Here is a 15,259-nt window from a genome sequence, read left to right as displayed (position 1 = left end):
TCACGGGCATGACCGAGCCCGCCGGGCGCCGACCCCGCAAGCGTGTGAACTACGGCACGGGCCGTGAGGCCCTGCTGGAGGCCGCCGTGCGCGTGGTGGCCCGGGGCGGTCTGCGCCGGCTCACCTACCGGGCCGTGGCGGACGAGGCCGGGGTCACCCACGGCCTGGTCGTGCACCACTTCGGCTCCCGTGACGCGCTGATCGAGGAGGCCGTGGCCCACGCCATCCGCTCCTCGCTCAACAGCAGCGCCCTCGAACCGGGCACGGGCGAGGCCGCCGACTTCTCGGTCGGCCTGACGGACATGGTCGAGTCGGGTCCCGACCTCCAGGCGTTCCAGTACGAACTGCTGCTGGAGGCCCGGCGCCGCCCCGAGCTCCTGGCCCACCTGCGGTCGCTGTACGACGAGTACTTCGGCGCGACCCGGCGCGAACTCACCCAGATGCTGCCCGGCCCGGTCGGCGAGGGCCTGTCCCGGATGGTCTTCGCCACGCTGGAGGGACTCGTCCTGCACCAGCTGGTCTTCGGCGAGCGCGAGATCATCGACGAGGCCCTGGACGAGCTGCGCTCGGTGCTGCGGCTGCTCGCCGAGCGGCGCGACGAAGAGGCCTGACCTCCCCCTGTCCTCCCTCGCACCGCGGCGCTGGATTTCCTCGGCCCTCACCCCTTGCCAAACGGATAGTTCCGCCTCACGATGAGGCAACTCGTTTGGCCTGAAACGATCCTTCCTCCCCCTTGGCAGGTGATCCGAGTGGACAGTCAGACGGTCTCCCGGCACGCGGCGAAACCGGACGCGCCCACCGCAGGCACGCTCAAGCCCAACGCCCTCGGCGTCCTGGGCATCCTCTTCTTCGTCCTGTCCGCCCAGGCCCCGCTGACCGGCATCGCCGGCGCGGCCCCCATCGCCGTGGCCCTCGGCAACGGCCCCGGCGTCCCCGCCGCCTACCTGGTGGCGGGCCTGGTGATCCTGCTGTTCTCGGTCGGCTTCGTCGCCATGGGCCGGCACGTGGTCGACGCGGGCGCCTTCTACACCTACATCGGCAAGGGCCTCGGCCGGACCACCGGCATCGGCAGCGCGGGACTCGCGCTCTTCGCCTACTGCACCATCCAGGCCGCCATGTACGGCCTCTACGGCTCCATCGTGAGCGGACTGGTCGCGAGCCACACCGGCCTCGACCTGCCGTGGTGGGTCTGGACGCTGGCCACCGTGGCCGTCGTGCAGGCGCTCGGGGCGGCCGGCGTCGAGATGGGCGCCAAGGTGCTCGCCGTGTTCGTCCTCGCGGAGTTCAGCATCCTGTCGGTCTTCGCTCTGGTCACCCTCTTCAAGGGTGGCGGACCCGAAGGGCTCGGCCTCGCCGACAGCTTCTCCCCGTCCGCAGCCCTGGAGGGCGCGCCGGGTGTGGCCGTGATGTTCGCGGTGGCCTCCATGTTCGGCTTCGAGGCCACGGCCATCTACGGCGAGGAGGCGCGCGAACCCCGGAAGACGGTGCCGCGGGCCACGTACCTCGCGGTCGTCGTCGTCACCGGCTTCTTCGCCCTGGTCTCCTGGATGCTCGTCTCCTCCTACGGCGCCTCCAAGGCCACCGCGGCCGCGGGCAAGGCCCTGGAGGGCGGTGACGGTGCCGGGTTCGTCTTCGCGCCCATCGCGGCGGACTTCGGCGGCTGGGTGGGTGACGTGCTGCCGGTCCTGCTCGCCACGTCCCTCTTCGCCGGCATCCTCACCTTCCACAACTCGGCCAACCGCTACCTGTTCTCGCTCGGGCGGGACCGGCTGCTGCCGCTGCGGCTGTGCCGGCTCAACAGCCGCCACGCCCCCTGGGCTGCCGGGTGCGTCCAGACCGTCCTGGCCGTCCTGCTGGTGGTGCCCTTCGCGCTGGCGGGCAAGGACCCGGTGCTGACGCTGTTCTCCTGGTTCAGCGGGGTCGCCGTCCTGGCGATGATGCTGCTGTACCTGCTGACCTCGGTGTCCGTCGTCGTCTTCTTCCGCCGCGGCCGCCTCGACGCCCGCCTCTGGAACACGCTGATCGCACCCGCCCTGGGCGCGCTCGGCATCGCGGGGGCGATCTGGCTGATCCTGGCCAACTTCACCACCCTCATCGGCGGCGAGCGCACCACCGCCCTGTGGCTGACGCTGTCCGTGCCGGTCGTCATGGCGCTCGGCCTGGCCGCCGCGCGGGTGCGGGGGAGGGCGGCGGCGGCCGCCGACGGCTGACCGCACGCGCCGCCGTCCGCGGACCACCGTACCCATATCGTTTGAGACCAAAGGAGATCTGCCATGCCGGCCGTCCCGCACGACGAGTGGCTGCGCCGCGCCGAGGCGTTCCAGCTCTCCGGTGGCCATCACATCGACGGCGCCGAGGAGGCCGGGGCAGGGGCGACGTTCCCGGTCGTGTCCCCGCGGGACGGCCGGGTCCTCGCCGAGGTCGCGGACGGCGGCACAGCCGAGGTGGACGCGGCCGTCGCCGCCGCCCGGCGGGCCTTCGACACCGGCCCGTGGCCGCGCCTGGCCCCCGCCGACCGGGGCCGGGCCCTGCTCCGCCTCGCCGACCTGCTTCAGGAGCGGCGCGAGGAACTCGCCCTCACCGTCAGTCTGGAGATGGGCAAACCGATCACGGACGCGTACGGCATCGAACTGCGCGCCGTCATCAACACCTTCCGCTGGTACGGCCAGCTCGCGGACAAGCTCACCGACGAGTCGCCGCACACCGCCCCGGACGCCCTCGCCCTGGTCACCAGGGAACCCGCCGGGGTGGTCGGGGCGGTGGTCCCCTGGAACTTCCCGCTGACCCTGGCCGGCTGGAAGGTCGCCCCCGCTCTCGCGGCCGGCTGCACGGTCGTCCTCAAGCCCTCGGAGAACTCCCCCCTCTCCGCCCTGCTCCTCGGACGCCTCGCCACCGAGGCCGGCCTCCCGCCCGGCGTGCTCAACGTGGTCACCGGCGACGGCCCCACAGCGGGCAGCGCCCTCGGCCTCCACCCGGACGTCGACGTCCTGGCGTTCACCGGCTCCGCCGCCGTCGGCCGCCACTTCCTGCGCTACTCCGCCGACTCCAACCTCAAGCGCGTCTGGCTCGAACTCGGCGGCAAGTCGCCCAACATCGTGCTGCCCGACGCCCCGGACCTGGAGAAGGCGGCAGCGACCGCCGCCTGGGGCATCTTCTTCAACCAGGGCGAGATGTGCACGGCCCCCTCCCGGCTCCTGGTGCACTCCTCGATCGCCGAGCGGATCACCGAGGCCGTCGTCCGGCGGGCCCGCGAACTGAAGGTGGGCGACCCGCTCGACCCGGAGACGGAGATGGGCGCGCTCGTCGGCCGGGCGCACCTGGACCGGGTGGCCGACCACATCCGCCAGGGCGTCGACGAGGGTGCCCGGCTGCGCACCGGCGGCGACCGCGTCCTCGCCGAGACGGGCGGGACGTACCTGGAGCCGACCGTCTTCGACCGTGTGGACCCCGGCTCGCGACTGGCGCGGGAGGAGATCTTCGGCCCCGTCCTGTCCGTGCTCGCCTTCGACGACCTCGACGAGGCGGTCCGGCTGGCCAACGCCACCGAGTACGGCCTCGCCGCCGGGCTGTGGACCTCCGACCTGTCCACCGCCCACCGGGTCTCGCGCGCGCTGAAGGCCGGAACGGTCTGGGTCAACTGCTACGAGGAGGGCGACCTGAGCGTGCCCTTCGGCGGCATGAAGCAGTCGGGCAACGGCCGCGACAAGTCCGCCCACGCGCTGGAGAAGTACACCGAGCTCAAGACCACCTGGATCCAGCTGTGACCCGCCCCCTGATCGCGGTCCCCGCCCGCTTCTCCGCCACCACCTCCGCCCTCCGGTACGCCGCCGAGGTCAACGCCCGCGCCCTGATCGAGGCCGTCTGGCGGGCCGGCGGAGAACCGGCGGGCATCCACCCGGCGGACACCGGCACGGCCGCCCGGCTCGCCCGCTTCGACGGCGTCCTGCTCCCCGGCGGCGGCGACCTCGCCCCCTGCCGCTACGGCGCCGCCGACACCCACGACGCCGTCTACGACGTCGACACCCTCCAGGACACCTTCGACCTCGACGTGGCCCGCCACGCCCTGGCATCGGGTCTGCCGCTGCTCGCCGTCTGCCGCGGCCTCCAGGTCGTCAACGTCGCCCTCGGCGGCACCCTGGAGCAGGACATGGGCGGCCCCGGGCGCGAACACCGGCACCTGGTCCACCCCGTCACCCTGGAGCCCGGCTCGCTCGTCGCCCGGGCCGCGGGCGCCGAGAAGGCGGACGCGTCCTGCTACCACCACCAGCGCGTCGACCGCCTGGGCACGGACCTGCGCGTCACGGCCCGGGCGGCCGACGGCACGATCGAGGCCCTCGAACTCCCGGGCGCCCACGGCTGGTTCACCGCCGTCCAGTGGCACCCGGAGGACACCGCCCACGAGGACCCCGCCCAGCAGGGCCTGTTCGACGCGCTCGTGCGGGCCGCGACCCGGTGAGGGGGCGGCGGGGATCAGGCCCGGGGCCGCCGCCCGCTGCGCCGCGGGGCGGGCTCGGCGCCGCCCCGCAGCGACTGCCGCCGCTCCTCGCCGTGCTCCTCCACCTGGAGCACCACACTGCGCAGCCCTTCGGCGAGCCGGCGGCACTCGGCGTCGCTGAGCCCGGCGGTGACGAAGGCCTCCTCCTCGTTGAACGCCGGGAACACCCGCGCCATGAACTCCTCGCCCTGCGCGGTGAGGCTCAGCAGCACCAGACGCCCGTCGGTCGGATGCCCGTCGCGCCGCAGCAGGCCCCGGGACTCCAGCGTGCGCACCACACCCGTCAGCGTGCCCTTGGAGATCCCCGCCTCCTCCGCCACGTGCCGGGTCTCCGACTCGCCCCACACCCAGACCACCCACAGCACCACGAAGGCCGTCCAGGTCAGGTCGGAACCGCGCAGCACCGAGTTCTCCAGGTGCTGCCGCACCGCGGACGCGGCCCGGTAGATGTTCGCCACCGCCGCCATCTGCTCCCGGCGGATCGGAATACCGCCGAGCTTCGCCGCGGCGAGCTTCTCGGCTTCGGTGATGGATCGGTGCCCCGGCACGGGTGGCTCCCTCGTCTGGTCGCGACGCTTCACGCGCGGGCGGCTCAACCTCGCCGCCCGATCGTTCGGATTCAAATTGTACGAAGTCGAAAGGTAGACCCGTCATGCCCAGCCCTGCCCGCATGCTCCTCGTCCTCAGTGAGAACTGGACCCTCACCGGCGGCCGGGCCGATCTGCCCGCCGCCGTCCGCTGGGCCCGCGAGGCGGAGGACGCCGGCTTCGACGCCGTCATGGTCAGCGAGCACATCGTCCTCGGCCCCGACGCGGCAGCCGCCGGCATCATGGGCAACCCCCGCGACTACGCCCTCCCCGGCAACCAGGACCCCCACACCCCCTGGCCGAACTCCCTGCTGCTGCTCGCCGCCATCGCCTCCGTCACCTCCCGGCTGCGCCTGGCCGCCGCGGCCGTCCTCGCCCCGCTGCGTCACCCCCTGGTGCTCGCCCGCGAACTCGGCACCCTCGACCTGATCAGCGAGGGCCGCCTCGTCGTGCAGCCCACGGTCAGCTGGAGCAAGGACGAGTACGACGCGCTGGGCGTGCCGTTCGCCCGGCGGGGGCGGCTCCTCGACGAGCACCTGGAGGTGTGGGCGAAGGCCTGGGGCCCGTCACCGCTCTCCCACGACGGGCCGCACTACCCCTTCCGGGACGTCTGGTTCGAGCCCAAGGCCCACCGCCCCGAAGGCCCCCGGCTGTGGTTCGGCGGCCAGCGCCTGCACGGCCCGGTCCTGCGCCGCCTCGTCCGGTACGGCCACGGCTTCCACCCGCTCGGCCGGCCCACGTCCGAGGAGCTCCAGGCGCTGAAGGAGGCGATGGCCGCCGCCGGGCGGGACAGCGCCGATCTGGAGATGATCGGCGGCACCCGTGCCGTCTTCCCCGACGACCGCTCCCCGGCGGACCTCGGCGCGGCGCTCTCCGTGATCCCGGAGCAACTGGAGGAGGGCTTCACGACGTTCTGCGTCAAGCCGAACCAGTTCATCGACGACCCCGACGGCGTGGGGGAGTTCTGCCGCGAGGTCATGCGGCGCGTCGCGGCCCTGACGTCCTGACCCTCCCGGCCCGGATCACCGCTCGACGAACCGCGCCAGGTGATCCGGGTCCGGCCGCAGCAGCCCGTCCCGCACCGCGAGCGCGGTGGCCTCGGCCCTGGAGGCGCAGCCGGTCTTGCGCAGCAGGTGCTCGACGTGGCTGTGCACGGTCCGCGGGGACAGGAACAGTGCCTGCGCGATGGCCTGGTTGGTCTGCCCCGTGGCCGCCCGGGTGAGCACCTCCAGCTCCCGGGGGCTCAGCCCGTACGGCAGTTCCGTGGGCGTCTCGTGCACCAGCACCGCGTCCGCCGCCAGGCCGGGCCCGGCCGGATGCCGGTGCACAACGACCCGCCGCCAGCTCCCGCCGGCCGGCCACAGCAGCCGCAGGCGCTGCCCGCCCGTGCCGGTGAAGGCGCGCAGCAGCGCGCCGAACCCGCCCTCCTCCCGCAGTACCAGGGGCCGGTCGCGGCCGGGCAGGTCGATGACACGGTCGCCGGTGACCAGGCTCGCCGCGTCCGCCTCCGCCAGGCCGTGCAGGTCGCCGGCGTGCGCCAGCGGGTCGGCGAAGGCGGCCAGGGCGGGGATCACGGAGGCGAGCAGCAGCCGGGCGTCGGTGTCGTAGGCGTCCGCGCTCTCGGTGGACAGATGGACCAGGCCCACCAGCCGGCCCCGGTGCCGCAGCGCTCCCGTGACGCCGTCCCGGAAACCGGCCGGGCGGACCCGCTCGGCGTAGAACCAGCCGTGCCGGAAGCGCGGACCGGCGTCCTCGGCGTCCTCCGAGATGGACGGCGGCAGCTCCCGCCGTACGACGTTGCGGTACCACGGGGTCGCGACGAACTCCCCGGCGAGGGCCTGCGAGGCCTCGGCGGTGTAGCCGATGCTCGCGATCTGCACGTGGGAGCCGGTCAGCGGGTCGATCGTGAGCAGGGTCGCCGCGTCCAGGGGCAGCGCGCGGGCGAGTTCGCGCAGGGCCTGCGCGGAGGCCGAGGCGGTGTCGCGCTCGCGGGTGAGCATGCCGATGCGGGCGGCTGCCGCGATCTGGTGGTGGCTGGTCATGGCGAGCCTCCGGGCGGCTCGGACAGCAATGTCGTTTGGGGCCTAACGATAGGGGTCCTGTCCGTGCCCGGCAAGGGTTCACCGCGGTCCCGCCGTCCCGACGGTCGGTATTTGTACGGATGGTGCGGCGGGCCCCGTCGGGTCTTTCCTGTTCGGCACAGCCGGACGCCCGCTCCAGTCGGGCCCGCCCCCTCGGAGAGCCCCCGCCATGACCCCACCCCCGTACGCCGCCTCGCGCAGACACTTCCTCGCCCTGTCCGCCGCCACAGCGCTGACGGCCGCCGGATGCTCGGCTCCGCAGAACACGGCCGCCGCGACGACCCCCTCATCACCCTCCGGCGGTACCCGCCTGACGAAGATCGGCTTCGACTACCCCTTCACCCAGCTCCCGATCTACTCGGCCCTGGTGAAGCTCTCCACCGCCCAGGCCGAGCGGCACGGCATCTCGCTGCTGACGACGAGTGACAACGCCAGTGCCGACACCCAGGCCACCAACCTCAACACCTGGGTCGCCCGCGAGGTCCCGGCGATCGTGTCCTTCCCCATGGTGTTCGAGGCCGCCGAGCCCCTCGCCAAGGCGGCCCTCGACGCCGGCCTGATCTGGGTGACCTACGGCGGCTCCCTGCACCACCAGAGCGCCGACATCCGGTTCAGCTTCCGCGAGGGCGGCACCCTGCTGGGCGCGGCAGCGGCGCGGTGGGCCCAGGAGCACCTCGGCGGCAAGGGCAAGATCGCCTTCCTCACGGACAGCACCATCGAGCTGGGCCGCGAACGGACCAAGGGCATGATCGACGCCTTCACCAAGGCGGCACCCGGCGTCGACGTCGTGGCGCGCGAGCAGTCCATCGACCCGGACACGGGCCTGTCCAAGACGAAGGCGATCCTCGCCAAGCACCCCGACCTCAACCTCGTCCTCGGCGTCACCGACGCCGCCGCGTACGGCGCGTTCAAGGCACTCCAGCAGGCGGGCCGGGCGAAGGACGACGCCAAGACCTTCGTCGGCGGGCAGGACGGCTCCGCGCCCTCCCTCCTCGCCGTCAAGCAGGGCACGTTCTACCGGGCCTCCGCCGCCCTCGCGCCGAAGGACATCGCGGCCGCCGTCGTCGACGTGCCGCGCGCGGTCGCCGCCGGAAAGGCGAACCCCAGCGCCCAGGTGCCGATCACACTCGTCCAGCGCGCCGACACCGCCGAGATCGACGCCCTGCTCGCGCAGAACGCCTAGGGCCGACGCCATGACGACCGCGAACCTCCGCATCCGCGGACTGACGAAGTCCTTCGGCGGTGTCCGGGCCCTCGACGGTGTGGACCTCACCGTCCCCGCCGGCCAGGTGCACGCCCTGCTCGGCCACAACGGCGCGGGCAAGTCCACCCTCATCAAGTGCCTGGGCGGCGCCCACCCGCCCGACGCCGGCACCATCGAGGTCGGCGGGACGCCGTACACCCGGCTCACCCCACGCGAGTCCATCGCGTCCGGCGTGGCGATCATCTTCCAGACGCTCAGCGTGGTCGACGCTCTGACCGTGGCGGAGAACGTCTTTCTCGGCCAGGAGTGGACCCGGCACGGCCGCATCGACCGGCGCGCCCAGGAGGAGGTCGCCGCCGGACTGCTGGAGCGGGTGGCCGCCACCTGCTCCCCGCGCGACCGGGTGGGAGACCTGCCGATGGGCCAGCGCCAGTTGGTGGAGATCGCCAAGGCCCTCAGCCGCAGCGCCTCCGTCCTGGTCCTCGACGAACCGACGGCAGCCCTGTCCGGCGCCGAGACCGACGCCCTGGCGGAACGCGTCGAGGACCTGCGCACCCAGGGGCTCGCCATCGTCTACGTCACCCACCTCCTGGGGGAGGTGGAACGGCTCGCGGACGCGGTGACCGTGCTGCGCGACGGCCGGGTGGCCCACCACGCGACGGTCGCGGGGCAGACGCGGGGAGAGCTGGTGGAGGCGATCGCCGGCCGGCCGGCGGAGACCGTACGGAAAACGCGGCGACCCGCCACCCCACCCCGTCTCGTCGCCGAAGCCCTCCAAGGACCCGGCTTCGGCCCCGTCGGCCTCACCGTCGGCGCAGGCGAACGCGTCGGCCTGTTCGGGCTCATCGGCTCGGGCCGCACCCGCATCCTGGAGACCCTCTACGGCAGGCGCCGTGCCACCGCCGGCGCGATCCGGGTCGGCGACCGTGCCGTCACCCCCGCCCGGCCGGCCGACGCGCTCGCCGCCGGGATCGCGCTCGTACCGGCGGACCGGCGGGCCCAGGGCCTGTTCCCCTCGATGACCGCGCAGGACAACGCGCTGCTCCCCTCGGTCCGGTCCCTGTCCCGCCACGGGGTGAGGGCGCTGCGCTCCGAGCGGCGGGTGTTCGCAGCGCTGGCCGCCGCGGTCGGGCTGCGCCCGCCCGGCCCCCGGCTGCCGGCGGGCGCGTTCTCCGGCGGCAACCAGCAAAAGCTCGTCCTCGGCCGCTGGGTCAACGAGGCCCGGCACGTGGACGTGCTGCTGCTGGACGAGCCGACGCAGGGCGTCGACGTGGGTGCCCGGCAGGAGATCTACCGGGTGGTGTCCACCCTCGCCGAAGAACGCGGCACCGCCGTGCTGTTCGCCTCCAGCGACCCCGAGGAGATCGTGGCGCTCGCCGACCGCTGCCTGATCGTCGCCGGGGGACGGATCACCGGCGAACTCTCCGGCGCCGAACTCACCGAACAGGCCCTGCTGTCGGCCGTCCACGACCCCCTCACCGCCGAAGGAGCAGCATGACCACCGCCGACCCGGCCCTGCCGCGGCCCCGCCCGATCGCCACGGGAGGGCTCGCCACGGTGCGCCGCAACCCGCTCCTCGTGGTGCTCGTCGCCATGGTGCTGGTCTTCCAGCTGACCACGGGCAGCTTCCTCGATCCGGGCAACCTGAGCGGCATCGCCACCGACGCCGCCACCCTCGCCATCGTCGCGGTCCCGCTGGCCCTGCTCGTCATCAGCGGCTACCTCGACCTGTCGGTCGGCTCCACGCTCGCCCTCGGCGGGCTGGTCGGGGGCTGGCTGGCCGGGCAGCACCACCAGTCACCCGCCGTCGCGCTCCTCGGGGCGCTCGCCGCCGGGGCGCTGGTCGGGGCGGTCAACGGCGTCCTGTGCTGCTACTTCGGCCTGTCCGCGTTCATCGTGACCCTCGGCATGCTGACCGCCGTACGCGGCCTGGCGCAGCAACTGTTCCCGCTGCCGCTGAGCGGCTTCGGCTCCGGGTTCGCCTGGATCGGCGGGGCCCGCGTCGCGGGGATCGCCGCGCCCGTCGTCATCGCGGCGCTCGTGCTGGCCGCGGGCGCCCTGTTCCTCGCGCTCACCCCGGCCGGGCGGCACGTCTTCGCCATCGGCGTGAACCGGGAGGCCGCCCACCTCTCCGGCATCCACGTCCGCCGCACCCCGTTCGCGCTGTTCGTCGCCACCGGTGTGGCCGCTGCCCTGGCCGGGGCCATCAAGGCGTCGGTGCTGGACAGCGTGGTGGCCGGCACCTCCGGCGCCGGATTCGAACTGACCGTGCTCACCGCCGTGCTGCTCGGCGGCGTCGCCCTCACCGGAGGCTCCGGCTCCATTCTCGGCGTCCTGCTCGGCGTGCTCTTCCTCGGCGGCCTGCAGAACGGCCTCACCCTGCTGAACGTGCCGACGTTCTGGCAGCAGATGGCCCAGGGCACCGCGCTGGTGGCCGGCGCGGCCCTGGCGTACTTCGCACCCCGCCCCGGGCGCTGACCCGCCCTTCCCCCCGAAATGAGGTCATCCGTGAGCGACACCGCCCCCACCCTCGTCCTGACCGGTGGTCAGGTCCTCACCGTCGACGCCGGGTTCACCGTCGCCGAGGGCGTGGCCGTGCGCGGCCGGGACATCCTGGCCGTCGGCAGCGACACGCAGATGCGCGCCCTGGCCGGGCCCGGCACCCGGATCGTCGAGCTGGGCGGCCGGACCGTGCTGCCCGGCATCAACGACTCGCACCTGCACGGCGCCGCCTACGGCATGACGAAACCGCCGTTCGCCCTCGACGTCGGCCACCCGGCGGTGCGTTCCCTCGCCGACATCGCGGCGGTGATCGGCCGGGCGGCACGACAGGCACCGGAAGGCGAGTGGATCATCGGCCTGGGCTGGGACCCCGGCTACCTCGCCGAGTGCCTGGCCGACCCGGGCCGCTTCCCGCACCGGCGGGACCTGGACGCGGTCGCGCCCGATCACCCGGTCTGTCTGACGGACTTCTCCTCGCACATGGTGTGGGTCAACTCCGAAGCCCTGCGCCGCTGCGGCGTGGACGCCGGGACCCCGGCCCCGCCCGGCGGTGTCATCGACCACGACCCCGACGGCCGGCCGACCGGCATCCTGCGCGAGGCCGCCGGGCGGCTCGTCCAGGCCGCACTGCCCGCCCCGACCCCCGCCCAGCGGCGCGAGGCGATCCAGGGCGTGATCCGCGAGCTGCACTCCCGCGGCATCACCAGCTACACCGAGCCCGGCCTCGGCCCCGGCGGGGCCGGCTCCCTCTTCGGCGGCCTGAGCACCGACAACTGGACCGCCTACGCCGACCTCGCCGCGAGCGGCGAACTCCGGGCCCGCGTCAGCGTCCTGCTCCTGCCGGCCCCCATGGGCGGCTCAGCCGCCGATGTCCGCGAGGGACTGGCCGAACTGCGCCGCCCCGAGTCGGCCGACCCCCGGCTGCTGCGGGCCATCGGCGTCAAGATCTTCGCCGACGGCGTCCCGCCCAACCGCACGGCGTGGATGAGCGAGCCGTACCCGGACGGCGGGCACGGCGCCCTGTGCGTGCACGGCGACACACCCGCGCTCCAGGAGCACGAACTGCGCGAGATGATCAGGCTCGGCCACGAGGCCGGCTTCCAGCTCGGCGTGCACGTCACCGGCGACCGCGCCATCGACCTCGTGGTGGACGCCTTCCTCGCGGCGAACACGGCCGTGCCCCGCCCCGACGCCCGCCACTACGTCATCCACGGCGACTTCATCAGTCCCGGCAGCCTGGCCAAGCTCGCCGCGCACGGCTACGGCGTCAACATGAACCCCGCCATCAAGTGGACCATCTCCGACCTGATGGACGAGGTCGTCGGTCCCGAACGCTCCGCCTACCAGTGGCCGGTGCGCTCCGCGCTCGACGCCGGGGTGCGGGTCTGCGCCAGCTCCGACGCCCCCATCACCGAGCCCGACTGGCGTCAGGGCGTGGCCTCGATGATGCTGCGCGAGTCCAAGGCCAGCGGCCGCCCCAGCGGCCCCGAGCAGTGCGTCTCCCTCGCCGACGCCCTGCGTGCCTACACCTCCACCGCCGCCTGGCAGGACTTCGCCGACGACTGGAAGGGCACCGTCGCACCGGGCCGGGCCGCCGACCTGTGCGTCCTGGACCGGCCGCTGCGGGACCTCGACCCGCACGAGATCACTCAGGTGCAGGTGGATCTCACGGTGTTCGACGGGCAGGTCGTCTTCGAACGGTGAGGCGGCCTCAGGCCGCCGGCACCGCCGTGCGCCGTGCCCCCCACCGCCGGTTCCGGTACCGGCCGGCCACCCGGCACACCACGTAGATCGTGAACGAGATCGTCGTGACGTACGGGCTGATGGGAACGCTGCTGCCCAGTGCGAGCAGGATGCCGCCCTCGATCGAGGTCACGGCGAACAGCACGCTCAGCACGGGCAGCAGCACCGGCGACGCGGTGACACGGGCGGCCGCCGCGGCCGGGGTGACGACCAGGGAGAGCACCAGCAGCGCACCGACGATCTGCACCGACAGGGCGACCGCGAGCCCGAGCACCAGCATGAACGCGAACGACAGCGCCCGCACCGGTACCCCGCGGGCCTGCGCCACGTCCGGATCGGTACTGGCGAAGGTGAGCGGCCGCCACATCACCGCCAGGGCCACCAGCACCAGGACGGAGGTGCCGAGCAGCCACGCCGTCTGCGGGGTGTCCACGGCGACGATCTGCCCGGTGAGCAGCCCGAACTTGTTCGCCGCCCGGCCCTTGTAGAGGGCCAGGAAGAGCACACCGAGCCCCAGTCCGAACGGCATGATGATGCCGATCACCGAGTTGCGGTCCCGGGCCCGGCTGCCCAGGACGCCGATGGCACCGGCCGCGAGGAGCGAACCGGCGATCGAGCCCGCCACGATGTTCGCGTCCAGCAGCAGTGCCGCCGACGCCCCGGCGAAGGACAGCTCGCTGATGCCGTGCACCGCGAACGGCAGGTCCCGCATCAGGACGAACACCCCGGCCAGCCCGCCCACCAGGCCCAGCGCCACGCCGGCGAGGAGGGAGTTGCGGACCAGGGCGAGGAGTTCGCCGTAGTCGGTGAAGTCGAAGATCTGGTGCCAGATCCCGTCGGCGAGTGTCATACGCCCACTCCGTCCGTCTCGTGGAGCCGCTCGGGGTGGTGCGGCGGGCCGGGCGTCTCGTCGGGTGCTCCCGCGACCACCACCCGGCCCCGGACGCGCAGCACGTCGACCTGGGTGCCGTAGAGGCGGGACAGCGACTCGGAGGTCAGGACCTCGTCCGGGGTGCCGGCCCGGTGGCCGCCGCGGGCCAGGTACAGCACCCGGTCGGCCATGCCCAGCACCGGATTGATCTCGTGCGTCACGAACACCACCGCCGTGCCGTGGGCGCGGCGCCGGGCGTCGATCAGCTCGGTGACGGCCCGCTGGTGGTGCAGATCGAGCGACAGCAGCGGCTCGTCGCACAGCAGGAGGCGCGGGTCGGTCGCCAGGGCCTGCCCGATGCGCACGCGCTGCCGTTCGCCGCCGGAGAGCATCCCGAGCGGGACGTCCGCGTAGGAGGAGGCGCCGACCGATTCCAGGATCTCGTCCACCCGGCGGCGGATCCCGCCGGTGCGCAGCCGCGGTCCGAAGCGGTGGCCGTCGATGCCGAACCGGACGAGGTCGCGGGCGCGCAGCGTGGCCTGCGCGGACAGCGCCGCCTGCTGCGGGATGTAGCCGATGTGCCGGGCGGCCTCGCGGGCGGGCCGGCCGAGGACGGTCAGGGTGCCGGCGGACAGCGGCTGCCGGCCGAGCAGCGCCCGGACGAAGCTGGTCTTGCCCGCTCCGTTCGGGCCCAGCACGGCCAGGAACTCCCCGGGCCGTACGTCGAGGTCGAGACCGCTCCACACCTCGCGGTCGCCGTAGGACAGGGCGGCTCCCCGCAGACCGATGACAGGCGGGCCGTCCTGCCGGGATATCGGGGTCACTTGGCCAGCGCTCCGGCGAGCGCGTCGACGTTGGCGGTCATCCAGCCGAGGTAGTCCTCGCCCTTCGGCAGGGTCTCGGTGACGGGTACGACGGGGATGCCGGCCGCCTTGGCCGCCGCCTCGGCCTTCTCGGTCTGGGGGCCGGAGGTCTGCTCGTTGTAGACGAGTGCCTTCACCTTCTTGCCGCCGAACAGGGCGAGGCTCTCCTGGAGGATGCGCGGGGAGACGTCGTCGCCCTCCTCGATCGCCTCGCTGAACTGCGGGGGCGTCCGGTTCACCAGGCCGCTCGCCTCGATCATGTACAGCGGCACGGGTTCGGTGATGGCGACTGCCTCACCGCCGTGCTCCTTCTTGATCCGCGCCTCCCCGGCCTCCAGCGGTGCGAGCTTCGCCTTGAAGGCGGCGGTGTTCTTCTCGAAGGCGGCGGCGTCGTCCGGGTCGGTCTTCGCGAGGGCGGCGCAGATCCGGTCGGCGACCTTGGCGACGGTGGGGAAGTCGTACCAGACGTGCTCGTTGAGCTCCCCGCCCTTGGGCGCGGTCCTGCCGGACACCCGGACCGCGTTGATCACCTCGGCGGAGTCGTTGTGGCCGCTCTTCAGCATGCGGTCGACGAAGTCGTCGTAGCCGCCGCCGTTCTCGACGACCACCTTCGCCTTGGACAGGGCCAGCTGGTTCTGGGGGTTGGCCTCGTAGGAGTGCGGGTCCTGGTCGGGGTCGCTGATGACCGAGGTGACGTCGACCCGGTCGCCGCCTATGCGCCGGGCGATGTCGCCGTAGACGTTCGTGGAGGCGACCACGGCCACACGGTCCGATGTGCTCTCGGCGCCGGTGGAGTCCGACGAGCTGCCGCAGCCCGCGAGCAGGGCCAGTGACGCGCTGGTCAGCAGCGCGAGGCGGCGGGACGTGGACAGGGGCATGGCTCCTCCAGGGCGTGCACGGTGTTCGTCGGGCG

At 73.5% G+C, this 15,259-nt stretch carries 14 protein-coding genes; 9 read left to right on the top strand and 5 right to left on the bottom strand.

All coding sequences use genetic code 11. From position 1 onward, the window contains the following. Positions 1-8 precede the first annotated feature (8 nt). The 4 genes from ACFY9E_RS00725 to ACFY9E_RS00710 all read left to right on the top strand — a co-directional run bounded on the left by ACFY9E_RS00725 (position 9) and on the right by ACFY9E_RS00710 (position 4,456). Positions 9-611, top strand: a complete 603-nt coding sequence (locus ACFY9E_RS00725; RefSeq protein ID WP_390977968.1) for a TetR family transcriptional regulator — start codon at positions 9-11, stop codon at positions 609-611. A 138-nt stretch (positions 612-749) separates the two neighbouring features. Next, the gene (locus ACFY9E_RS00720) at positions 750-2,210 is read left to right on the top strand and encodes an amino acid permease (RefSeq protein WP_390977966.1); all 1,461 of its coding nucleotides are present in this window, start codon (positions 750-752) and stop codon (positions 2,208-2,210) included. 63 nt (positions 2,211-2,273) lie between these two features. Continuing rightward, complete coding sequence (locus tag ACFY9E_RS00715) at positions 2,274-3,764, top strand: aldehyde dehydrogenase family protein (RefSeq protein WP_390977964.1); 1,491 nt, start codon at positions 2,274-2,276, stop codon at positions 3,762-3,764. Then, positions 3,761-4,456, top strand: coding sequence for a gamma-glutamyl-gamma-aminobutyrate hydrolase family protein (locus ACFY9E_RS00710; RefSeq protein WP_390977962.1), 696 nt, complete (start codon positions 3,761-3,763; stop codon positions 4,454-4,456). Before ACFY9E_RS00715 ends, ACFY9E_RS00710 begins: the two co-directional genes overlap by 4 nt. Before the next feature lie 14 nt (positions 4,457-4,470). On the opposite strand, the gene ACFY9E_RS00705 is transcribed toward ACFY9E_RS00710, so the two are convergent. Then, on the bottom strand, positions 4,471-5,043 hold the full coding sequence (locus tag ACFY9E_RS00705; RefSeq protein WP_390977960.1) for a MarR family transcriptional regulator: 573 nt from the start codon (positions 5,041-5,043) through the stop codon (positions 4,471-4,473). A 104-nt stretch (positions 5,044-5,147) separates the two neighbouring features. Between ACFY9E_RS00705 and ACFY9E_RS00700 the strand changes: the two genes are divergently transcribed. Continuing rightward, complete coding sequence (locus tag ACFY9E_RS00700; protein ID WP_390977958.1) at positions 5,148-6,089, top strand: TIGR03619 family F420-dependent LLM class oxidoreductase; 942 nt, start codon at positions 5,148-5,150, stop codon at positions 6,087-6,089. A 15-nt stretch (positions 6,090-6,104) separates the two neighbouring features. Here ACFY9E_RS00700 and ACFY9E_RS00695 read toward each other — a convergent pair whose 3' ends face one another. Then, positions 6,105-7,124 carry a LuxR C-terminal-related transcriptional regulator gene (locus ACFY9E_RS00695; protein ID WP_390977955.1) on the bottom strand — a complete coding sequence of 340 codons (1,020 nt, stop codon included), beginning with the start codon at positions 7,122-7,124 and terminating at the stop codon, positions 6,105-6,107. Positions 7,125-7,332: 208 nt separating this feature from the next. Here ACFY9E_RS00695 and ACFY9E_RS00690 point away from each other — a divergent pair, with 208 nt between their 5' ends. From ACFY9E_RS00690 to ACFY9E_RS00675, 4 genes are read left to right on the top strand one after another with little or no spacing between them, the layout of a single operon-like run. After that, complete coding sequence (locus ACFY9E_RS00690) at positions 7,333-8,346, top strand: substrate-binding domain-containing protein (RefSeq protein ID WP_390977953.1); 1,014 nt, start codon at positions 7,333-7,335, stop codon at positions 8,344-8,346. 10 nt (positions 8,347-8,356) lie between these two features. After that, positions 8,357-9,865, top strand: a complete 1,509-nt coding sequence (locus tag ACFY9E_RS00685; RefSeq protein ID WP_390977951.1) for an ATP-binding cassette domain-containing protein — start codon at positions 8,357-8,359, stop codon at positions 9,863-9,865. Further along, a complete protein-coding gene (locus ACFY9E_RS00680) occupies positions 9,862-10,845 on the top strand; it encodes an ABC transporter permease (protein WP_390977949.1) in 984 nt (327 codons plus the stop codon). The genes ACFY9E_RS00685 and ACFY9E_RS00680 overlap by 4 nt, the downstream gene beginning before the upstream one ends. 30 nt (positions 10,846-10,875) lie before the next feature. Further along, the gene (locus ACFY9E_RS00675; protein WP_390977947.1) at positions 10,876-12,573 is read left to right on the top strand and encodes an amidohydrolase family protein; all 1,698 of its coding nucleotides are present in this window, start codon (positions 10,876-10,878) and stop codon (positions 12,571-12,573) included. Between the two features lie 7 nt (positions 12,574-12,580). On the opposite strand, the gene ACFY9E_RS00670 is transcribed toward ACFY9E_RS00675, so the two are convergent. From ACFY9E_RS00670 to ACFY9E_RS00660, 3 genes are read right to left on the bottom strand one after another with little or no spacing between them, the layout of a single operon-like run. Beyond that, positions 12,581-13,462, bottom strand: a complete 882-nt coding sequence (locus ACFY9E_RS00670) for a metal ABC transporter permease (RefSeq protein WP_390977945.1) — start codon at positions 13,460-13,462, stop codon at positions 12,581-12,583. Beyond that, positions 13,459-14,307 carry an ATP-binding cassette domain-containing protein gene (locus ACFY9E_RS00665; protein WP_390977943.1) on the bottom strand — a complete coding sequence of 283 codons (849 nt, stop codon included), beginning with the start codon at positions 14,305-14,307 and terminating at the stop codon, positions 13,459-13,461. Before ACFY9E_RS00665 ends, ACFY9E_RS00670 begins: the two co-directional genes overlap by 4 nt. Further along, entirely contained in the window at positions 14,304-15,224 is a 921-nt protein-coding gene (locus tag ACFY9E_RS00660) for a metal ABC transporter solute-binding protein, Zn/Mn family (protein ID WP_390977941.1), read from the bottom strand. Before ACFY9E_RS00660 ends, ACFY9E_RS00665 begins: the two co-directional genes overlap by 4 nt. Positions 15,225-15,259 lie beyond the last annotated feature (35 nt).

It is taken from the genome of Streptomyces sp. NPDC012466 (genome assembly GCF_042955215.1).
In the GTDB taxonomy this organism is placed as follows: domain Bacteria; phylum Actinomycetota; class Actinomycetes; order Streptomycetales; family Streptomycetaceae; genus Streptomyces.
Note: the sequence above shows the minus strand (reverse complement) of the source record. Positions and strands in the feature narration are given on the sequence as shown.

Excerpts from the sequence above, each read along its gene's own strand:
- ACFY9E_RS00725 (WP_390977968.1), top strand. The coding sequence starts at position 9 with ATGACCGAGCCCGCCGGGCGCCGACCCCGCAAGCGTGTGAACTACGGC.
- ACFY9E_RS00690 (WP_390977953.1), top strand. The coding sequence starts at position 7,333 with ATGACCCCACCCCCGTACGCCGCCTCGCGCAGACACTTCCTCGCCCTG.
- ACFY9E_RS00700 (WP_390977958.1), top strand. The coding sequence starts at position 5,148 with ATGCCCAGCCCTGCCCGCATGCTCCTCGTCCTCAGTGAGAACTGGACC.
- ACFY9E_RS00670 (WP_390977945.1), bottom strand. The coding sequence starts at position 13,462 with ATGACACTCGCCGACGGGATCTGGCACCAGATCTTCGACTTCACCGAC.
- ACFY9E_RS00695 (WP_390977955.1), bottom strand. The coding sequence starts at position 7,124 with ATGACCAGCCACCACCAGATCGCGGCAGCCGCCCGCATCGGCATGCTC.
- ACFY9E_RS00660 (WP_390977941.1), bottom strand. The coding sequence starts at position 15,224 with ATGCCCCTGTCCACGTCCCGCCGCCTCGCGCTGCTGACCAGCGCGTCA.
- ACFY9E_RS00715 (WP_390977964.1), top strand. The coding sequence starts at position 2,274 with ATGCCGGCCGTCCCGCACGACGAGTGGCTGCGCCGCGCCGAGGCGTTC.
- ACFY9E_RS00685 (WP_390977951.1), top strand. The coding sequence starts at position 8,357 with ATGACGACCGCGAACCTCCGCATCCGCGGACTGACGAAGTCCTTCGGC.
- ACFY9E_RS00680 (WP_390977949.1), top strand. The coding sequence starts at position 9,862 with ATGACCACCGCCGACCCGGCCCTGCCGCGGCCCCGCCCGATCGCCACG.